The sequence below is a fragment of the Burkholderia pyrrocinia genome (assembly GCF_022809715.1).
Classification (GTDB): Bacteria; Pseudomonadota; Gammaproteobacteria; order Burkholderiales; family Burkholderiaceae; genus Burkholderia; species Burkholderia pyrrocinia_C.
Window position 1 is genome coordinate 1,548,442 of the sequence record NZ_CP094460.1, and the last position, 19,078, is coordinate 1,567,519.

The 19,078-nt window shown below is 66.9% G+C and carries 20 protein-coding genes; 11 read left to right on the forward strand and 9 right to left on the reverse strand.

Annotation, left to right across the window (positions count from 1 at the left end):
* Positions 1-145 precede the first annotated feature (145 nt).
* The 6 genes from MRS60_RS23880 to MRS60_RS23905 all read right to left on the reverse strand — a co-directional run bounded on the left by MRS60_RS23880 (position 146) and on the right by MRS60_RS23905 (position 6,868).
* Positions 146-1,267 carry a hypothetical protein gene (locus MRS60_RS23880; protein ID WP_243565642.1) on the reverse strand — a complete coding sequence of 374 codons (1,122 nt, stop codon included), beginning with the start codon at positions 1,265-1,267 and terminating at the stop codon, positions 146-148.
* A gap of 225 nt (positions 1,268-1,492) precedes the next feature.
* Entirely contained in the window at positions 1,493-1,996 is a 504-nt protein-coding gene (locus MRS60_RS23885) for a hypothetical protein (RefSeq protein ID WP_034180772.1), read from the reverse strand.
* Between the two features lie 121 nt (positions 1,997-2,117).
* Positions 2,118-2,942, reverse strand: a complete 825-nt coding sequence (locus tag MRS60_RS23890) for an OmpW/AlkL family protein (RefSeq protein ID WP_006752708.1) — start codon at positions 2,940-2,942, stop codon at positions 2,118-2,120.
* 74 nt (positions 2,943-3,016) lie between these two features.
* On the reverse strand, positions 3,017-4,270 hold the full coding sequence (locus MRS60_RS23895; RefSeq protein WP_243565643.1) for a DUF2957 domain-containing protein: 1,254 nt from the start codon (positions 4,268-4,270) through the stop codon (positions 3,017-3,019).
* A 71-nt stretch (positions 4,271-4,341) separates the two neighbouring features.
* Positions 4,342-5,955, reverse strand: a complete 1,614-nt coding sequence (locus MRS60_RS23900) for a DUF2957 domain-containing protein (protein ID WP_105391724.1) — start codon at positions 5,953-5,955, stop codon at positions 4,342-4,344.
* A gap of 616 nt (positions 5,956-6,571) precedes the next feature.
* Positions 6,572-6,868 carry a cupin domain-containing protein gene (locus MRS60_RS23905; protein WP_034180775.1) on the reverse strand — a complete coding sequence of 99 codons (297 nt, stop codon included), beginning with the start codon at positions 6,866-6,868 and terminating at the stop codon, positions 6,572-6,574.
* A 434-nt stretch (positions 6,869-7,302) separates the two neighbouring features.
* On the opposite strand from MRS60_RS23905, the gene MRS60_RS23910 reads away from it, so the two are divergent.
* From MRS60_RS23910 to MRS60_RS23920, 3 genes are all read left to right on the forward strand, one after another.
* The gene (locus tag MRS60_RS23910) at positions 7,303-8,247 is read left to right on the forward strand and encodes an ABC transporter ATP-binding protein (protein WP_243565644.1); all 945 of its coding nucleotides are present in this window, start codon (positions 7,303-7,305) and stop codon (positions 8,245-8,247) included.
* A 5-nt stretch (positions 8,248-8,252) separates the two neighbouring features.
* Positions 8,253-9,014 (forward strand): ABC transporter permease, encoded by a 762-nt coding sequence (locus tag MRS60_RS23915; protein ID WP_021160316.1) that lies wholly within the window; start codon positions 8,253-8,255, stop codon positions 9,012-9,014.
* Between the two features lie 162 nt (positions 9,015-9,176).
* Positions 9,177-10,601, forward strand: coding sequence for an MFS transporter (locus tag MRS60_RS23920; RefSeq protein ID WP_243565645.1), 1,425 nt, complete (start codon positions 9,177-9,179; stop codon positions 10,599-10,601).
* Positions 10,602-10,963: 362 nt separating this feature from the next.
* On the opposite strand, the gene MRS60_RS23925 is transcribed toward MRS60_RS23920, so the two are convergent.
* Positions 10,964-11,194: a hypothetical protein gene (locus tag MRS60_RS23925; protein WP_034180778.1), complete on the reverse strand. Its 231-nt coding sequence runs from the start codon at positions 11,192-11,194 to the stop codon at positions 10,964-10,966.
* Positions 11,195-11,403: 209 nt separating this feature from the next.
* Between MRS60_RS23925 and MRS60_RS23930 the strand changes: the two genes are divergently transcribed.
* The 7 genes from MRS60_RS23930 to MRS60_RS23960 all read left to right on the forward strand — a co-directional run bounded on the left by MRS60_RS23930 (position 11,404) and on the right by MRS60_RS23960 (position 17,129).
* Positions 11,404-11,835 carry a YciI family protein gene (locus MRS60_RS23930; protein WP_243565646.1) on the forward strand — a complete coding sequence of 144 codons (432 nt, stop codon included), beginning with the start codon at positions 11,404-11,406 and terminating at the stop codon, positions 11,833-11,835.
* Positions 11,836-12,105: 270 nt separating this feature from the next.
* Entirely contained in the window at positions 12,106-12,912 is an 807-nt protein-coding gene (locus MRS60_RS23935) for a DinB family protein (protein ID WP_243565647.1), read from the forward strand.
* Complete coding sequence (locus tag MRS60_RS23940) at positions 12,909-13,649, forward strand: alpha/beta fold hydrolase (protein ID WP_105390314.1); 741 nt, start codon at positions 12,909-12,911, stop codon at positions 13,647-13,649. Before MRS60_RS23935 ends, MRS60_RS23940 begins: the two co-directional genes overlap by 4 nt.
* Positions 13,650-13,761: 112 nt before the next feature.
* Positions 13,762-14,640: an alpha/beta hydrolase gene (locus MRS60_RS23945; RefSeq protein WP_181152208.1), complete on the forward strand. Its 879-nt coding sequence runs from the start codon at positions 13,762-13,764 to the stop codon at positions 14,638-14,640.
* A 75-nt stretch (positions 14,641-14,715) separates the two neighbouring features.
* Complete coding sequence (locus MRS60_RS23950; protein ID WP_243566869.1) at positions 14,716-15,609, forward strand: LysR family transcriptional regulator; 894 nt, start codon at positions 14,716-14,718, stop codon at positions 15,607-15,609.
* 132 nt (positions 15,610-15,741) lie between these two features.
* Entirely contained in the window at positions 15,742-16,068 is a 327-nt protein-coding gene (locus tag MRS60_RS23955; protein ID WP_152858265.1) for a carboxymuconolactone decarboxylase family protein, read from the forward strand.
* A 53-nt stretch (positions 16,069-16,121) separates the two neighbouring features.
* Positions 16,122-17,129 (forward strand): aldo/keto reductase, encoded by a 1,008-nt coding sequence (locus MRS60_RS23960; RefSeq protein ID WP_243565648.1) that lies wholly within the window; start codon positions 16,122-16,124, stop codon positions 17,127-17,129.
* 97 nt (positions 17,130-17,226) lie between these two features.
* On the opposite strand, the gene MRS60_RS35055 is transcribed toward MRS60_RS23960, so the two are convergent.
* On the reverse strand, positions 17,227-17,457 hold the full coding sequence (locus tag MRS60_RS35055) for a hypothetical protein (RefSeq protein ID WP_111018829.1): 231 nt from the start codon (positions 17,455-17,457) through the stop codon (positions 17,227-17,229).
* 207 nt (positions 17,458-17,664) lie between these two features.
* The gene (locus tag MRS60_RS23970; protein ID WP_034180782.1) at positions 17,665-18,564 is read right to left on the reverse strand and encodes a hypothetical protein; all 900 of its coding nucleotides are present in this window, start codon (positions 18,562-18,564) and stop codon (positions 17,665-17,667) included.
* 78 nt (positions 18,565-18,642) lie between these two features.
* On the opposite strand from MRS60_RS23970, the gene MRS60_RS23975 reads away from it, so the two are divergent.
* A complete protein-coding gene (locus tag MRS60_RS23975) occupies positions 18,643-18,981 on the forward strand; it encodes a helix-turn-helix domain-containing protein (RefSeq protein WP_034180783.1) in 339 nt (112 codons plus the stop codon).
* Positions 18,982-19,078: the final 97 nt, after the last annotated feature.

A 19,078-nucleotide genomic window follows, 5' to 3' on the forward strand; every position in this document is an offset into this window, starting at 1 on the left:
GTCGGCGGGAGACGCCGACCGTGCGTGACGACGAGGGGCGCCGCTGCTTCATGCCCCACTCGCGCGCGCGAATGGGGTGCCGTATTTCAGCGCGAGCGGGTGCTCGCGCGCAGGTCATGTCGTTTCATGTCGGCAAAGCCGAGTGTCAGCGGGCCTTCTCTGCGTCTTCGCCGAACCGGGCCGTCGCCACGGCCCGCGTCCGCATCCGCTTTGCGCGGACGATCGGGTTCCATCGCGACGTCAGGCTCATCGCGTCGCGCAGGTGTTCGAACCCGACATCCTCCTTCGGCCCGAAGCGGCTGACCGCCGGCCACGCGAGCACGTCGTCGAGCCACGCCTGCCATGTGTCGCCATGAAAACGACCGCCGATTTCCCGCACCGCGTCCGGCGCGGCGATCACGATGCCCGCCAGCAGGTAGTACGCCCAGAAGCTGCCCGCGCCGACGAGTCGATCGAGCCGGCACACGGACAGCGCGGCAAGCAACCCGTCCACCGACGCGAGATCGGCGCGATGCGCGCGGATCGCCCGCGCAACGAGGTTGTGCTGACCGCCATACGCGGCAACGGAAATCCCGTTGCCGGCTGCGAGCGCGGCCGAGAACATCGCGAGCGCGGCCATCTCGTCGATGCGTGATGCATCGTCGCGCGGGCCGCACACGCGCAGCACGATCGCGTCGATGATGGCGCCGGGACGGGCCGATGTTTCCGCAGTCGTCGCCGCAACGACGGCCAGCTTTTCTCTCAGGTTCTTCGCAGGCGGCGTCTCACCCTGCTCTTCTCTTTCATGTGCGGTACGTTCGCCAACGTCTGCGCCGTTGCATTCGACACCGCCGGCAATCCGCGCGAGCGCGGCCCAGCCGACATCTTGATCGTCGAATGCGCACGCGTCGATCACGCCGTGCGCCGCGTCGAACACGGCGCTCGAGCCGGGGCAACGGCGTTCGGCTTCGGCAAGCTGCTGCGCGGACGGCACATGCGAGCATGCGCCGAGCGGGTCGGTCGGGTCGCAAGCGCAGCCGCCGCCATCCGTTGCGATCCACGGCGCAAGCCCGTGAAGAACGGCCGCTGCGTCACGAGACAGGCTCGCGCCCGCCCGCATGCGTATCGCGTATGACGCGACGACGGTCGTGTCGCCGGCGTCGCCCGCCGCCGGCGCGCAAGCGGCGGCGTCGAGATGTTCGATCAGGTACTGCAGCCACGCGGCCGTGCGCAGCCGGTCAGGCGTCGCGCCGCGGGCATCGCCATACTTCGCTGGGTCGGTGAGCATGGGTCGTCCGGGAGTGTTCTGGCCAATTGGAATAATGTTGTTTCGGTCCGCGCGGTACACCGTGCCGACCTTGCAGGTCCGCCCGCATCGGATCGCGACACGGGCGGCCCATCGGCCGTCGCGCCGATACGCGCGACGGCACGAATGCATCGAAGCTGCGGACACCCGCCGCGCATGCCGCACGGCCCTCGCGCACGGCGGACGCCCCGCTTCGATCCGCGACGCTTACTGCACGTGGAACTTCGGCGACGTCGTGACCGTGCCGGACACCGTGCAATTCGGCGTCAATGCAGCGTTATTGAACGTCAGCGACGAGTTCGGGTCGTTCCAAGCCGTTACCACCTTGCTCGGGCCGCACGCGCCGAGCAGCGCGACGTTCACCTGCACGTTGTTGATCGACAACTGCGTCGTGCTGTCGGCCTGGCCCGTCCACGGCGACGTGCTGCTCGCGCTGCCGCTGATCAGTCCGCACGTGGCGCCTCCGGCGAACTGCGTCGACGTGATGTGGACGATGCCGGTCGACGTGATCGTCCCGTTGAACGTCGCGGTACAGTTTGCGCTGATCGATCCCTTGCTGAGCGTCGTGAGCCCCGATACGGAGAACGGCTCGCCGTTCGGGTTCATCGGCTGCCCGTCAGCGCGCGAAACGGTGACTGCGAAAGCAGGCGCGGCCGAAACCGCGGTGAATGCCACTGCAGCAACAAGCGATACGATTTTGCGAATGCTCATTTGAACTGCCCCCTCTCTTCACAAATGGCGGCACGCCGCCAGGAACGCAACCGTCCGGCCGAAAGAGCCCGGCCAGCCGGTCGCAGGAAGCCGCCGGCACGCGTCATGCGCGCCGGTCGGCTCAGAACTTGTAGGAAATCCCGACGAACGTGATCAGCGGATCGGCCTTCAGCCGCGTGCGCGTGGTCGCGAGCGTCGAACCGTCGGCCGCCTTGATCACGAGCGACGAGTACGTCTTCAGCGGCATGTAGGTCAGCGTCGCGGTGAGCCCCCAGTGCTTGTCGATCGCATAGCTCGCGCCGACGTTGTAGACCGGCGTGAACGACGACGACGCCTTGCCCTCCACCGACGTCGCCCCCGGCTTGCCGGCGCCGGCCGCGAGCACGCTGCCGAGGTTCTCGTTGATGTCCTTCGCGAAGTTGCCGTTCAGCTCGATGTTGCTGAACCAGCTGTAGGCCACGCCGATCCCGACGAACGGGCGGAACTTCGCCGTCGGCGCATTGAAGTAGTACTGCAGAATGATCGTGGGGCTCCACTGCCGCGCGTTCTTCACGGCCGGCTGGTTCGACGTCTTGTCCATGTCGACCGAACCGAGCGAGCCGGCCGGGCCCGGCGGCCGGATCACGCCGTGCCCGGTCAGCGTGAACTCGGGCGGCACGCCGAGCACCGACGTCACCGCGATATGGTCGGTGAAGAAGTGCGTGAGCGTGAGGCCGACCGTATCGGCGTTGTTGACCGTCAGGCTCGTGCCCGGCGACGTGAACGACCCGGGCAGCCGCAGCGGCCCGTTGATCGGCATGTTCGCGAGATTCGTCGTCAGGCCATTGGTCGAATCCTGCGGCATGATGTGCAGCCAGCCCAGCGTCGCGACGTTGTCGCCCGCCTGCTGGGCCGATGCGAGTGTCGACACGCCTGCGACGACACCCGCGACAATCAGCTTCTTCATGAAGTCTCCCCTCTCATTCTGTCCGGGCGCCGCGCATCCGCGCGCGACGCCGCCGTGTCTCCGTCCGGGTGTGGTCACTGCACGAACGCGCCGACCGTGAAGTACGGATTGCTCGTATCGGCCATGTCGAGGAACCCGAATACGCCGCCGGTGAACACGAACTTTCCGGTCGCCGGCCCCGACGCAGCATCCGCATGCACGGTCGTGACGACGCCCGGCACCTTCTGCGTGAAGTCGAGGTTCAGCGCACGCGTGAGCGCGGCCTGCGATGCATTGAACGGATCGAGCAACGTGGCCTGCGCGCCGACGAGCGCGGTCGCGCGATAGTTGAACGCGCTGTCGACACCCGTGTACTCGCCGTTCTGCGAGCCGGGCGCAATCGCCGTCTGCGGGCTCAGGAACGAGATGCCCGATTCGTCGTCCGCGCTCGGCGGGCCCTGCGTGAGGTCCGCGTTCGCGGCGCCGGTGCGGATGAAGATCGGCACGAGCTGGTTGCGCAGCTTGCCGACGATCAGGATCCCCTTGCCGGCCTTCGCCGGATCGAGCGCGGCGAGCGTCGGCGGAATCTGCGGCTGGTAGTTGAGCGACTGGAACGCCGGCGCATCCGGACGCAGCGTGAACGGCTGGTTCACGGTCGTGCTCGATGCAAGCGGCTGCCCGCCGTTCTTCTTGCCGAAGTTGTCGGTCTCGACGTAGCTGCCGTCCGCGTTGATCGTCACCTTCTGATCGAGCGCCACCGGCTGGAAGTTCTGCGACGGAACCTGGTGATAACCGAGCTGGTTGTAGGTGCCGGCGATCTTCGTCAGGTCGGTCTCCAGCGACGAGAAGCTGATGAACGGGTAATACGGGAACGTCGTCTTCGGAATCTTGCCGACGCCGATCACGCCGTCGAACTGGATCGTCGCACCAGGAATCGCGCCGCCCAGCACGCCTTCTCCGAGGAACAGTCGCGCGGGCCGACTGGGATCGAGGCTCGCGTTCTGCATCCGGAACGTGCACTGGTTCAGCTTCACCGTCGGCAAGCCCGTTTCGTCGGCCAGCGTGCCGTCGACGACGTTGGCCGGCGCCGTGTCGCGCGTCGGCTGCACGGTGCCCGCGGCAGTCGGCACCGGCGATGCGAGGTAGGTCATCCGGAACGTCATCTTCGTGGTGTCGAGCTGCACTTTCACGAGCTCGCCCGACCCGGAGCCGCCGATGAACACCGTGTTGTAGTCGATCGCCTGCGGGCACAGCCGGACCACCGGCGCGGGCGGCGGGTCGCCGTCGCCGCCGCACGCAGCCAGCACGGGCGCGAGCGACGCCGCGGCCATCCAATGCTTCACATTCATAGGAATCCTCTTGAAATTAGATTCGCCGGCGGCGACGCATGCGCCGCCGGTGTGACTTGTTCGGTACGCGGTTACTGGACGAACGCGCCGACCGTGAAGAACGGGTTGACCTGGCTGTTGTTGACGACCATTGCGTAGACGTTGCCGGCCGTCACGATCCAGCCCGTGTCGCCCTTCTTGAAGATCGCGACATTGCCGCTTGCGCCCTTCGCGTTGAAATCGCTGTTGGCCGTGACCTTGACCTTGCCGGGCGTTGCCTGCGTGTAGTCGAGCACGAACTGCGACGTTACCGAAGACGTCTGCGGATCGATGAATGCCGCGGTGCCGCCCTGGAACAACGTCGACGTGTAGTTCGCGGAGATCGTCGACACGGCAGTGCCGTCGTTGCAGCTACCCGCTTCCGCCATGAAGAAGCCGTTGGCAAAGGTGCCCGGCAGATCCGGGTGCGGCACCTGGTTATCGAAGCTCGGGCCGGACTGCGCGATGGTGTTCCCCACGCCGGTAGATGTCACGACACCGCATGCGGATGCGCTCGTCGCGCCGATGTAACCGCCCTTCAGCGAGTTCGCGGCAATCGCCGTGGACGACGAGAGCATCGAGATCCCGACTTCGGCATCGGCGACCGACGCGAGCGGATTGCTCGCATCCACATGGGTATAGCCGACGCGAATCACGATCGGCACCCGTACGCCGTTCAGCTTGCCGACGATCATGATGCCCTTCGCCTGACTCGGCGTCACGATCACGAGGCCTGGCGCCTGCCCGGCGACCGGATACGCAACCGTACCGAACGGGTTCGCCACCGCATTGCTCACGAACACGTTGTCCGCCGACCCGTCCGCGTTCTTGCGCAGCGTCCACGGCGACCCGGTCGTCTGGCACGAGTAGTCGCTGCCCTGCGTGATCGTGCACGAACCGTCCGCATTGAACGTCTGGTTCCAGTTGACGACGTCCGGCTCCCAGCCGACAGCCCCGTTCGCATTCTGGGCGGTACCGCCGACCGGCGACAAATGGATACCGACTTCGTTGTAGTTGCCAGCGACCTTCGTGAAGTCGGTTTCCGTTTCGACAAAGCCGATGAACGGATAGAAATCGAATGTGCGCGACGGCACCACGCCAAGGACAAAACCCGGAATCGGCTCAATGCCCTGGAACGCGATCGTCGCCCCCGGAATTCCGCCGCCAACCACGCCATTGCCGACGAACAGCATCGGCGGATCGGTACGCTTGATCGTCACCGAATACGCGCCGTCGCTCGTCGCGCCGCTATCGAGCACGAACGCGCAGCGGTTCTGCTCGGCGGTCGGAAGGTTGGTCGGATGATGGAATGCGCCGCTGATCGTCAGGCCCGCGCGCGTGTCGTTGACCTGCCCCGCCGACGTCGGTACCGACGATTCGATGAACTGCATCTGATACGTGAGCTTCGTCGTGTCGAACTTCACCTTCACGTATTCGCCGCTGCCGGCGCCACCCGTGTAGGTCGTCGTGTAATCGAGCGAATCGGGACACAGCTTCGTCACGACGGGCGGTTGCGTGATCGCGCCGCTCGGCCCGCATGCACTGCCCGAGCACTGCGGCACGTTGATCGGCCCCGGATCGTCGCCGCCGCCGCAACCGGCGACGAACGGCAGCGCCAACACCGCGCACGACAGGATCACCTTCCGCCATTCAGGAATGCAAATCATCAACCCCTCCTTTACAGGTACGACGAGTCTCGTCCGGACGGGCTGCATGGCTCGCCGGTTGGTATCGCGCCGCCGCACGAGCGCGCGGCGCATGATGGTGTTCGCAATGCGACCGCCCTTCAGCTCATGCAAATGCGACGAAAGCCGCGGCGGCAGACAAGCGCGCTCCCGCGGCGCCGTCATGCGGCACGGCGCCGTCGGAACGATCGAAACGGAAAGTGGTGCGCCGCTACACGGCGATGCGGCAACGCAGGCTGACGACGTATGTCGCGCCTGCATTCAGCGAAAAACTGGGAAACGGCAGTCCGGTTGGCCCCGCGGATACGCGTCGCATTGAATTGGTCTCCGTACGTACGCTTGATTCGTTATCGTGATGCGTCGTTTGACGAGACTATGATCGGACCATTCAAACAAGTAAATGGATGCAGAGTTCCAAACGAACGGAACCGCGCGATCCTAGTGTTTTCACGGAGTTTGACAATTTTTCAAACGACCTTCATTTTATTTGCTCAGACAAATAGATGGGCCGCGCGACGGGCTTGCGCGGCAGGCCGCTTTCCGCGCCGGGCGGGCGAGCCGGCTCGCAGGCGGCCTCGTGAATGCGGCGCGCAACCTTTTACACGTCGATGATCGCGAGCGTACCGTGGCTGCCGGGCAGCACCGCGTGGCGCGTGCCGGCGAGCGCGAGATACATCTGCCCGGCCTCGACCACGACCGTTTCCGCGCCGACTTCGAGCATCAGCCGGCCGTCGAGCACCAGCAGCCCTTCGTTGTAGTCGTGCACTTCCGCTTCGTACGGCTGCGCATCCATGCGCAACACCTTGATCCTGGCCGGCCCGACCTCGCCGACGATCGTGGATTTCCATGCGGCGGCCTGCGCGGCCGCAACGGATTTGAAATCGATCAAAGACATTCGCCCCGCTCCGTGAACCGTGAAAGGAACGCATTATCGCGAGCGCCAGGCATGCCGTCCCGGTACGGCGCAGAGGCGTTCGGGCGGCACAGTCGGCGGGCCGGCCTCCGCGCGGTGGCGAGAAAACGCGATCGCCGTCCGGCTCGCCGAAAATATCCAAAATTGTTCGAACAACTCAAACAAAGCACAGCTTTATTGAGCAACACTCAAGCATTTCGAGCAAATCCGACGCCAACAACGCCCGGCCTTTCCACCGAAATGCATTTCCATCTACCGATTGCTAATATGGCGGTCCCGCGATCCCGCACCACAACGCCGTTCGACATGACGCCCGTTCGCCATGCCGTCCCCGATCCCGGCCGCTTCGCAGCGGCGGCGATACCGGGCACGCGCGGCACACACCGTCGCGCCGGCCGGCCGTGCCATCCGTGAGCATGCAACCGATCCTTTCCGTCTCCGACCTCTCCAAGACTTACGCGTCCGGCTTCCAGGCGCTGAAGCACGTGACCCTCGACATCCGCCCCGGCGAGATCTTCGCGCTGCTCGGGCCGAACGGCGCCGGCAAGACGACGCTGATCGGCTCGATCTGCGGCATCGTCACGCCGACCGAAGGCCGCGTGACGGTCGGCGGCCACGACATCCGCGATCAATACCGCGCGGCCCGCGAAATGATCGGCCTCGTGCCGCAGGAGCTGACCACCGACGCGTTCGAAACCGTGTGGGCGACCGTGTCGTTCAGCCGCGGCCTGTTCGGCAAGGCGCCCGATCCCGCGCATATCGAGAAGACGCTGAAGGCGCTGTCGCTGTGGGACAAGCGCGACAGCAAGCTGATGACGCTGTCGGGCGGGATGAAGCGCCGCGTGATGATCGCGAAGGCGCTGTCGCACGAGCCGCGCATCCTGTTCCTCGACGAGCCGACGGCCGGCGTCGACGTCGAGCTGCGCCGCGACATGTGGAAGCTCGTCGATTCGCTGCGCGAAAGCGGCGTGACGATCCTGCTGACCACGCACTACATCGAGGAAGCCGAGGAAATGGCCGACCGGATCGGCATCATCCTCGGCGGCGAGCTCGTGCTCGTCGAGGACAAGCACGAGCTGATGCGCAAGCTCGGCAAGAAGCAGCTGACCGTGCAGCTCGAGCAGCCGCTCGCGGACGTGCCGCCCGCGCTCGCGCCGTTCGGGCTCGAACGCGCGGACGACGGCGCCGCGCTCGTCTACACGTACGACTCGCAGCGCGACGACGCGAGCATCGCGACGCTGATCAGCGCGCTCGGCTCGGCCGGCATCGGCTTTCGCGACCTGCATACGACGCAGAGCTCGCTCGAGGATATTTTCGTCAGCCTGATCGACAACCGCCGCAACGGCGCACAAGGAGCCTGACGCGCATGAATCTTCATGGAATCCGCGCGATCTACCGCGCAGAAATGGCCCGCACGCGCCGCACGCTGATGCAGAGCATCATCGCGCCGGTGATCTCGACGTCGCTGTATTTCGTCGTGTTCGGCTCCGCGATCGGCTCGCGCATCAGCGACGTGAACGGCATCGGCTACGGGTCGTTCATCGTGCCGGGCCTCGTGATGCTGTCGCTGCTGTCGCAAAGCATCTCGAACGCGTCGTTCGGCATCTACTTCCCGCGCTTCACGGGCACGATCTACGAGATCCTGTCCGCGCCCGTGTCGTACTGGGAGATCGTGATCGCCTACGTGGGCGCGGCCGCGTCGAAGTCGATACTGCTCGGCGTCATCATCCTCGCGACGGCCGGCCTGTTCGTGCCGCTGCACATCCTGCATCCGTTCTGGATGGTGCTGTTCCTCGTGCTGACGGCGGTCACGTTCAGCCTGTTCGGCTTCGTGATCGGCATCTGGGCCGACAGCTTCGAGAAGCTGCAGCTCGTGCCGCTCCTGATCATCACGCCGCTCACGTTCCTCGGCGGCAGCTTCTATTCGGTCGACATGCTGCCGCCCGCGTGGCGCGTCATCACGCTGTTCAACCCGATCGTGTATCTGGTCAGCGGCTTCCGCTGGTCGTTCTACGGGCTCGCCGACGTGCATGTGTGGATCAGCCTCGCCGCGACCGGGCTGTTCCTCGTGATCCTGCTCGCGATCGTCGCGTGGATGTTCCGCACCGGATACAAGCTGAAAAACTGACGCAAACCGACGCACCCGGCGCCGCCCGCCGATGACGCATTTGGGCAAGCAGGCGGCGCTTTTCCTCTGATGCGGCACTTTGTGGTCGCGTCTACTGAATACCGAAGCATCGGGGCCTTGGAGCATGCGCTGCGAGGCCCTTTTTCATTTCAGAGGACGCCAATGCCCGCCGCCACCGCTCCCGCCTCCGCCGCCGCCCGGCTCGAACGCCTGCCGTTCTCCGGTTATCACAAGCGGATCTTCTTCATCATCGCGATCGCGTTCTTCTTCGACTCGGTCGACCTCGGCACGATGACGTTCGTGCTCGGCTCGATCCGCAAGGAGTTCGGGCTGTCGACCGCGGCCGCCGGCCTCGTTGCGAGCGCAAGCTTCTTCGGGATGGTGCTCGGCGCGGCCGTCGCCGGCCTGCTCGCCGACCGCTTCGGCCGCCGGCCGGTGTTCCAGTGGAGCATGGTGCTGTGGGGCGCCGCGTCGTACCTGTGCTCGACCGCGCAGAGCGTCGACGCGCTGATCGTCTACCGCGTGCTGCTCGGGATCGGGATGGGGATGGAGTTCCCGGTCGCGCAGACGCTGCTGTCCGAATTCGTGCCGACCGAGAAGCGCGGCCGCCTGATCGCGCTGATGGACGGCTTCTGGCCGCTCGGCTTCATCACGGCCGGCGTCGTCGCGTACTTCGTGCTGCCGCAGTTCGGCTGGCGCACCGTGTTCGCGCTGCTCGCGATTCCCGCGGTGTTCGTGCTCGTCGTGCGCCGCATCGTGCCCGAATCGCCGCGCTGGCTCGAACATGCGGGCCGGCACGCGGAAGCCGACACCGTGATGAACACGATCGAGGCGAAGGTGATGCGCTCGGCCGGCGTCGCGACGCTGCCGCCGCCGTCGCGGCTCGCCGAACCGGTGGCCGCACGCGGCCGCGGCGCGCTGCGCGAGATCTGGAGCGGCGTGTATCGCCGCCGCACGGTGATGGTGTGGCTGCTGTGGTTCTTCGCGCTGCTCGGCTTCTACGGCCTCACGTCGTGGCTCGGCGCGCTGCTGCAGCAGGCCGGCTTCGAGGTCACGAAATCGGTGTTCTACACGGTGCTGATCTCGCTCGGCGGCGTGCCGGGCTTCCTGTGCGCCGCGTGGCTCGTCGAGCGCTGGGGGCGCAAGCCGACCTGCATCGCGTCGCTGATCGGCGGTGGCGCGATGGCGTATGCATACGGCCAGAGCGCGCTGTACGGCGGCAGCATGGCGCTGCTGATCGGTACGGGCCTCGCGATGCAGTTCTTCCTGTTCGGGATGTGGGCCGCGCTGTACACGTACACGCCCGAGCTGTACGGCACCGGCGCGCGCGCGACCGGCTCGGGCTTCGCGTCGGCGATCGGGCGCATCGGCTCGCTGATCGGGCCTTACGTGGTGGGTGTCGTGCTGCCCGTGTTCGGCCAGGGCGGCGTGTTCACGCTCGGCGCGCTGTCGTTCATCGCGGCCGCAGTTGCCGTGTGGACGCTCGGGATCGAGACGAAGGGGCTCGCGCTGGAGCAGTTGGCGGCGGGCGACGAAGCCGGCGGCGGCGGCCGGTATCCGGCGGCGGCGGCGGACGAGGTGTCCTGATCCGCGAATCGGATCGCGGTTTTCCTTCAGGCCGGGAAGGCGTTCGGCGCCGTTCCCGGTCGCTGCGTGAATCGACGGGCTTCGCGTCCGGATCGACGCCGCCAGACTGCATCGAGGCACCGGTTCGTGCAGCTCCTGGTACGTCGCGGCGATCGCGCGCTCGGACTACCTGCCGTCGCTCGCGCACCTGGCAAGCGCGCTGCGCCGCATCCAGTCGCTCGATCTCGACATCATCCTGCCGATGCACGGGCCGGCCATCACGCACGACATCCCGCGCATGCTGGCCGATGCAATCGCGCATTGCGAGGCCGCCGCGTAACGCACGCGGGCGGAGACGCAAGCGGTGGTATGACGAATGCCGGTCAGGCGCCGGTGACGACGAACTCTTCGGCCGCCTTGCGCTGGATCGCGGCCATCACCGCCAGCTCGCGCTTGCTGCGCGTGTCGGAGGACACGACGCCCGTCGCGTGCTTCGCCTTCGCGCCCAGCGGGAAAAACACGAACGACGCGCCGTCCGGGGCGGACGGCTCGGCGCGCAAGCGTTTGTTCAGGATCTTCAGGTATTTCTTCTTCGAGACTTCTTTAGCAGCCATGGCACCCTCCGCGTAAACGTGGTGAGGTTCAGCATACCAGTTTTGGCGGAGCGCTCCGCGGCAGCGCCCGCCGGTTCGCCCGTCATCGAAAATTCTTCGTGCGCGATGTCGATTCGCGCCATTCTCGCGCGTCGTATTGTCGTAACCGATCGTTTTGCCGTCGGCACGACCAGCGGCAACCCCCGATTCCCGTTCAAGGAGATACGACAATGCGCGTCATGGTCATCGTCAAGGCAACCGCCGATTCCGAAGTCGGCAAGATGCCCGACACCGAACTGCTGGCCGCGATGGGCCAGTACAACGAGGAACTCGTGAAGGCCGGCGTGATGCTCGCCGGCGAAGGGCTGCACCCGAGTTCACGCGGCAAACGCGTGCACTTCGCCGGCAAGGACCGGACGGTGACCGACGGCCCGTTCGCCGAAACCAAGGAACTCATCGCCGGGTTCTGGCTGTGGCAGGTGAACTCGATGGAAGAGGCCGTCGAATGGGTCAAGCGCTGCCCGAACCCGATGCCGGGCGAATCGGATATCGAGATCCGCCAGGTGTTTTCGCCCGAGGATTTCGGCGCGGAATTCACGCCCGAGCTACAGGAGCAGGAAGCGCGGATACGTGCGGAAATCGACGCCCGGCAGAAGTCCTGAGCGGCGGGCGGGAGCGGAGCCGGTGCGCCGCCCGGGCATGGAGCGACGATCCGCTGCCGTTCGTGAAGTCGATTCCCGGCGCGACGTGGCGGCGTCGCATCGGGCGGCATGAATTCGGCCATCGGCCGCCGGCGACCGCAATCATGCGGACCCCGTTGCTCGCGGTGCTCGCCGGCTAGCGCCGCACCGGGTGGGTCGCGCCGCCCGGTTGACGTAACCCTGCCTGGTAACGTATCGTTTTGATACGTTACCAGGCAGGGTCTGTTCGTCATGCATTCCCGTTTCGACCGTTTCCGCACCACCGCACTCGGCACCCAGCTCGAAGCACTGATCGCACAGCCCGAGCGCTATCCGGAATTCGCGGCGCTGTCGCGCGTCGGCGTCGCCGCGATCGGCGCGATCCAGCACGAGATCGCGCGCAATTTCCCCGAAATCGAAGCCGACACGACAGCCCGCCAGTTCTGCGGCGCGATGGTCGCGGAAGTCATGCGCCGCCACGGCCACGACGTCGTGCAGGCGCGCGGGCGACTCGGCGGCTCGCTGTTCAGCTATGGCGCGGTGTTCAGCGCGTATCCGCAAACGCTGCCGTTCGCCGACGTCGTTGTTGCGCTGGCCCGCATGCCCGACCGGCTCGCCGCGTATGCCGCGCACGTGCCGGCCGCGCTGTGGGCGCGCCGCCCGGCCGGTACCGGCTTCTCGCTGGTCGAGCATGCGTGCCACTTGCGCGACCTCGATGCGGTGTTCGCGGAACGCATCGACGCGGTGCGCACAGTCGAACTCCCGGTGATCGCGTCGGTCGACGGCACCGCGCTCGCCGCGCAGCGCGACTATCTCGCGCAGCCGCTCGACCGTGCCGTCGCGGCATTCCGCACCGGCCGCGCCGCGCTGTGCGCAACGGCCGCCGCGCTGGAACCCGCTCAGCTCGCGCGCTGCGGGCTGCGCGACGGCATCCGCCGCATGTCGCTCGACGAGCTCGTGCACGAACTGCTCGACCACGACCGCACGCACGTGCTCGAACTCGACGAACTGCTCGCCGAACTCGAGTTGCCGCCCCTTTCTTTCGCGCCCGCGCAATGACCCTGCCTGCCCCCGTCGTCTTCATTCACGGTTTCATCGGCACGTTCGACGTGCACGGATGGAACGGCCCGCACCTGGCTCCCGACCTGCTCGGCTACGGCGCGCATCGCGCGACGCCGTTCGACGCGATCACGCTCGCCGCGCAGGTCGAGCATGTCCGGCAAACCGTCGACGCGCATTTCGGCCCGCAGCCGGTCGATGTCGTCGGCCACTCGGTCGGCGGCGCGATCGCGATGCTGTTCGCGCATGCGCACCCCGAGCGCGTGCGGCGCATCGTCAACGTCGAAGGCAATTTCACGCTCGACGATGCGTTCTGGTCGGCGTCGGTCGGCCGCATGACGCCCGGCGAAGCCGACGCGATGCTCGACCGCCTGCGCGCCGATCCGCTCGACTGGCTGCGTGGCGCGATCGACGATCCGTCGCCGCGCATGCTCGACGACGCACGCCGCTGGCTCGCGCATCAGCCGGCGTCGACGCTGCGCGCGATGGGCCGCTCGGTGGTCGCGACGACGGGCGTTCCGGGCTACCTGCAAGCGCTCGCTCAGGTGTTCGAGCGTCATCCGGTCTGGCTCGTCGCGGGCGAACGTTCGCGCGCGGGCTGGCATGTGCCGGACTGGGCGCTCGCGCGCTGCGCCGGCTTCGACGCGATCGAACGCTGCGGGCACCTGATGCCGGCCGAGCGGCCCGACGCGTTTCGCGAGGCAGTCGAGCGCATCACCGACGCGCAGCCCGCCTGACAAACCCGTAGGATTCGCCGAAATATGGTTGAAAGGTGCGGTTGCTAGAGTCGTCCGAACAGGGTTTTCCCGGTGCCCCGGCGCCGGACAGGGTCGACACATGCAAGGATCGATGCACCTGGCACGCGCCTTCTGGCTGCTTCTGCTGCTCGCCGTCACGAGCCCTGCCTTCGCATTTCATGCGCGGGTCGTCGCGATCCCGAGCGCCGCGATGAGCGAGACGCTCAGGGCGACCGTCGTGCTGCCCGACGACTACGCACGCGCCAACCGCGACGGCGAACGCTATCCTGTCGTCTATCTGCTGCACGGCTCGGGCGGCGACCATACCGACTGGACGTCGAACACGCACATCGCCGCGCTGGCCGACCGCTACCGCGTGATCCTCGTGATGCCCGATGGCGGACACGAAAGCTGGTACATCGACAGCCCGTTCGATTCGGGCAGCCGCTACGAAACCTTCGTCGGCGACGAAGTCGTGTCCTACGTCGATTCGCACTTCCGCACGATCGCGACGCAGCGCGCCCGCGCGATCACCGGGCTCAGCATGGGCGGCTTCGGCGCGCTGCGCATCGCGCTCGACCGGCCCGACACGTTCGGTGCAGTCGGCAGCATCAGCGGCGCGGTCGATCCGCGCTGCTGCGAGGACGAGCCGGGCATCGACCACGTGTTCGGCGATCCCGGCCGCCATCCATCGTTCTGGAACCGCAATGCGATCGTCGAAAGCGCGCGCGCGTTCGTGCGTGCTCACCTCGACGTGACGATCGATTGCGGCCGCGACGACGCGCTCGTCGGCTCCAACCGCACGCTGCACGAACGGCTCGTCGCGCTCGGCGTGCCGCACGACTACGCGGAGCGGCCCGGCGGCCATACTTGGGATTACTGGGCAAATGCGATCCGCTACCAGATGCGGTTCTTCGCGGCGTCGTTCCAGCATCGCGGCTACGCGTTCCATCCCGCGAACCCTGCGCCGGGCATGACACGCGCGGGCTGATGCGCGCGCCGCGTCGCCGCGCGGCCCGGAGAACCGGTGGTACGATGCGCCGGCACCGACTACCCGACGCCTTCCATGCCGCGCGACAACTTTGCGGATCTGCTCGCCTTCATCGCCGTCGCGCGCGAGCGCAACTTCACGCGTGCGGCCGCCCAGCTCGGCGTGTCGCAATCCGCGCTCAGCCATACGATCCGCTCGCTCGAAACGCGCCTCGGCGTGCGGCTGCTCACGCGCACGACGCGCAGCGTCGCACCGACCGAAGCCGGCGAGCGGCTGCTGCGCAACCTCGCCCCGCGCTTCGACGAAATCGAGGCCGAGCTGTCGGCGCTCGCGGAACTGCGCGACAAGCCGGCCGGCACCGTGCGCATCAACGCGACCGACTACATGATCCGCACGCTGCTGTGGCCGAAGCTCGCGCCGGTGCTGCGCGACTACCGCGACCTGAAGGTCGAGTTCGTGACCGACTATGGGCTGTCCGACATCGTCGCGGAGCGCTTCGACATCGGCGTCCGGCTCGGCGACCAGGTCGCGAAGGACATGATCGCCGTGCGCATCTCACCCTACCTGAAAATGGCGATCGTCGGCGCGCCCGCGTATTTCGCGGAACGCGAACGCCCCGCGTCGCCGCAGGATCTCGTCGCACACGACTGCATCAACCTGCGCCTGCCGACACATGGCGCGCTGTACGCGTGGGAGCTTGCGCACGGCGACGACACGCTGCAGGTGCGCGTCGACGGGCAGGTCACGTTCAACGGCACGTACGAAATGCTCGACGCGGCGCTCGCCGGCTACGGGCTCGCATATGTGCCCGCCGACCTCGCAGCGCCGCACGTCGCTGCCGGCCGCCTCGACAGCGTGCTCGACGACTGGTGCCCGACGTTCTCCGGTCATCATCTGTATTACGCGAGCCGGCGGCAATCGTCGCGCGCGCTCGCGGTGATCGTCGATGCGCTGCGCTACCGTGCATGAACTGCGCAGGCGTCGGCCACGGGCCGCGATTCATGAATCCGCTCGATAAGTGCATGCGAATTAGTGGGGATTATCGATAGGCGCATCCGTCGCTACCATCGTCGGTGTCCCCAACGTCTCCCGGAGCCCTCGATGTCCGAACCGACTTCCGCCGCGCACAAAGCGTTCGGCGCCATCGCGCCCGCCCTCGCCGACTACACCGACAACGTGCTGTTCGGCGACGTCTGGCAGCGCGCCGGCCTGTCGCCGCGCGATCGCAGCCTCGTGACGGTCGCGAGCCTCGTGTCGCTGTATCGCGTAAACGAGTTGCCGTTCCATCTGAAGAAGGCGCTCGACAACGGCCTCACGCGCGACGAGCTGATCGAAGCGATCACGCACCTCGCGTTCTACTCGGGCTGGCCGACCGCGAGCTCGGCGCTGCCGATCGCGCAGCGCGTGTTCGACGAAGCTGGCGCGTAAGCGCGGCGCCCCTTCCTTCAACCGGCGGTCACGCGCCCGCATGGAGCCTCCCCATGGATTACCGCTATCTCGGGCGCAGCGCGCTCAAGGTGTCGCCGCTGTGTCTCGGCGCAATGATGTTCGGCGGCGAGACCGACGAAGCGACGTCGGCACGCATCATCGACAAGGCATTCGACCAGGGCGTCAATTTCATCGATACGGCCGACGTCTATCACGCCGGCCGCTCGGAAGAAATCGTCGGCCGCGCGATCGCGCCGCGTCGCGACAGCTGGGTCGTCGCGACGAAGTTCGGCTATCCGGCCGGACCCGACGCGGGGCCGAACCGGCAGGGCCAGTCGCGCAAATGGATCGTCGAATCGGTCGACGCGAGCCTGAAGCGGCTCGGCACCGATTACATCGATATCCTCTATTTCCATCGTGCGCTGACCGACGCACCGCTCGACGAAGGCATGCGCGCGCTGGCCGACCTGATCCGGCAAGGCAAGGTGCGCTACTTCGGGCTGTCGAACTTCAAGGGCTGGCGCATCGCCGAGATCGTGCGCCTCGCGGACCAGCTCGGCATCGATCGTCCGGTCGCAAGCGAACCGCTGTACAACCTCGTCGATCGCACGGCCGAAGTCGAACAGCTTCCGGCCGCCGCGCATTACGGGATCGGCGTCGTGCCGTACAGCCCGCTCGCACGCGGCGTGCTGACCGGCAAATACGCGGTCGATGCGCAGCCGCCCGCCGATTCGCGTGCAGGCCGCGGCGACCGGCGTATCCAGCAGACGGAATGGCGACCCGAATCGTTGCACATCGCGCAGCAGGTGGCCGCGCATGCGGCCGCGCGCGGCACGACGTCGGTCGCGTTCGCGCTCGCGTGGGTCATGAAGAACCGCATCGTCAGCTCGACGATCGCGGGGCCGCGCACCGAAGCGCACTGGGACAGCTACATCGATGCGCTGACGCTCGAGCTCGGCCCCGACGACGAACGGTTCGTCGATTCGCTCGTGCCGCCCGGCCACGCGTCGACGCACGGCTATACCGATCCCGGTTATCCGGTCGAAGGCCGCAAGGTCTGAAGTCGGGAAGGAATGAACGGCTGACATGCCGGGCGGTACGCCCGGCAAGATGACGAAAGCGCGTCGCTCGACGCGCAGAAAAATGGCAGCGGCGGAATCAGTTGCCGCGCGCCGCGTCGGCACTCACCACGCGATCGAAGACTTCCTGCGCACGCGCCAGTTCGTCGAGCGCGCGATCGAGACGCGACATCGCGCGTGCGTATTCGGCCGACGAGACGTCGTCGTCGCTTTCGCCGCGTACCGCTCGAAAGGCCTGATCGACGTTGCGCGTCGCTTCGACGAAGCGTTGCGCGGCCCGGGCTTCCCGCGAACAGATATGGGTCGACATCGACACTTCTCCCTCAGGATTGCAGTGTGAAGCAAGCCGACGCTCAGTGTGCGTGGCACGCATGTCGGCGGCGTGAACCACGATCCATCGATCGTCGACGCATCGGCCGCCGCGCAGCGCGCTTCGTGCCGATTGTCCCCCTGCGCTCGCCGATCCGCTACGGCGAGATTGCAACAAATTCTTGCGCAACCTTCTCCGCGCTCGTCGTCACGCGCGCCCGATGCGCGGATGCGCGAGGCCACCGAACGCAGCAGCCTCGCCCGGCGACAGGTCGAACAGATCGCCGGTGAGATCGCGCGGATGCTCGACCGCCGGCCGGCTGCGCAATCGCGCCGCATGCGCGGGTGCGACATACGCGGCCGCGGTTTCGATCGGCGGTACGTCGAACAGGTCGCGCGTGACGCCGCGCACGGCATCCGTCGGCGAACGGCCGCGCAAGCGCGCAACCAGCTCGACGAAGCGATCGAAATCGCCTGCGCGCGTCGCCTTGTTCACTTCCGCAAGATCGCGCGCCTTCAGCACGCACGGCTGCGCGAGCCGCACGAAATACGGCGCTTCGAGCTCGACCGACAGCGCGAGCGGATAGCTCTTGCCCGTCTGCTCCTTCGCGCGCCCGACGCAATCGACCACGGCCGCGCCCTGTGCGGCGCCAAGCGGCCTGCCGGTGCTCACGCTGCGCAGGTGATCGGGAAACACGCGCAACTGCGTGCCGACCGTCAGCGCGGTGGACGACGCGCACACGAGCGCGTAGTGCTGTTCGCGGCGACGGCCCGACGGCAGCGTCGAGCGGCTCGCGATGAACGTGTGCGGCGGAAGCGGCCGCACCTGACCGCTCGCGTCGACCCATGCATTCCACAGCAGCGCGTCCTTGCGCTCGCCCGCGCGCGGGCGCGATGCGACCGGCGAAAACAGCGCGAGCAGCGAACCCGTGCGATGCGCGGCGACTTGCGCGCTGCTGCCGAGCGGCTGGTTGATGCCCCACAGAAAACGCCCGCCCCCGAGCCGGCGCTCCCATTCCTTGCGGAGCACGACGGTCGGCAGTTCCTCGCCGGACTCGGTACCGATCTTGGTCCAGCAGAACGTGGGTGGGAGGTGTTTCAGCGTCATCAACTTTCTCGGGATACAGCCTCGCTGGTGACAGGAAGCCCATTCAACAGCCGTAACTGTATAGGTATAATGCATCGCATGGAAGCCCCGGACCAAGATTTTCCCGTTCAAGACCTGTTGCGCCGCCTGATGGCAGATACACGCTCGTCCAGCGAAATCGCGCGACTTTCCGGGGTCAGCCAGCCAACCGTGTCGCGCCTGAGGCTGTCGAACGGGCATCGGCTGCGCCGCAGCGCGCCATTCAATAAGCTATGCAGTTTCTATGGTGTCGATACCGGGCCGTCGCGCCGCCGCTATAACGACCTGCTGCGCGACGCGATCGTCGACGCATGGGACGGCTCCGACGAGCACGGGCGCGCGCTGCTGGTCGTGATTCAGGGGTTGAAGGATCTGCAGGCGAAGGCCGACGACGGGTGATGTCGCGGTTCGATTTCGTTCGCTTTCGTTCGCTCGGCCGGGCGCTTGAAGTCGGCCTGAAGTCGGCCGGGAGCGAGGCCGACGCGGCACGACAGCA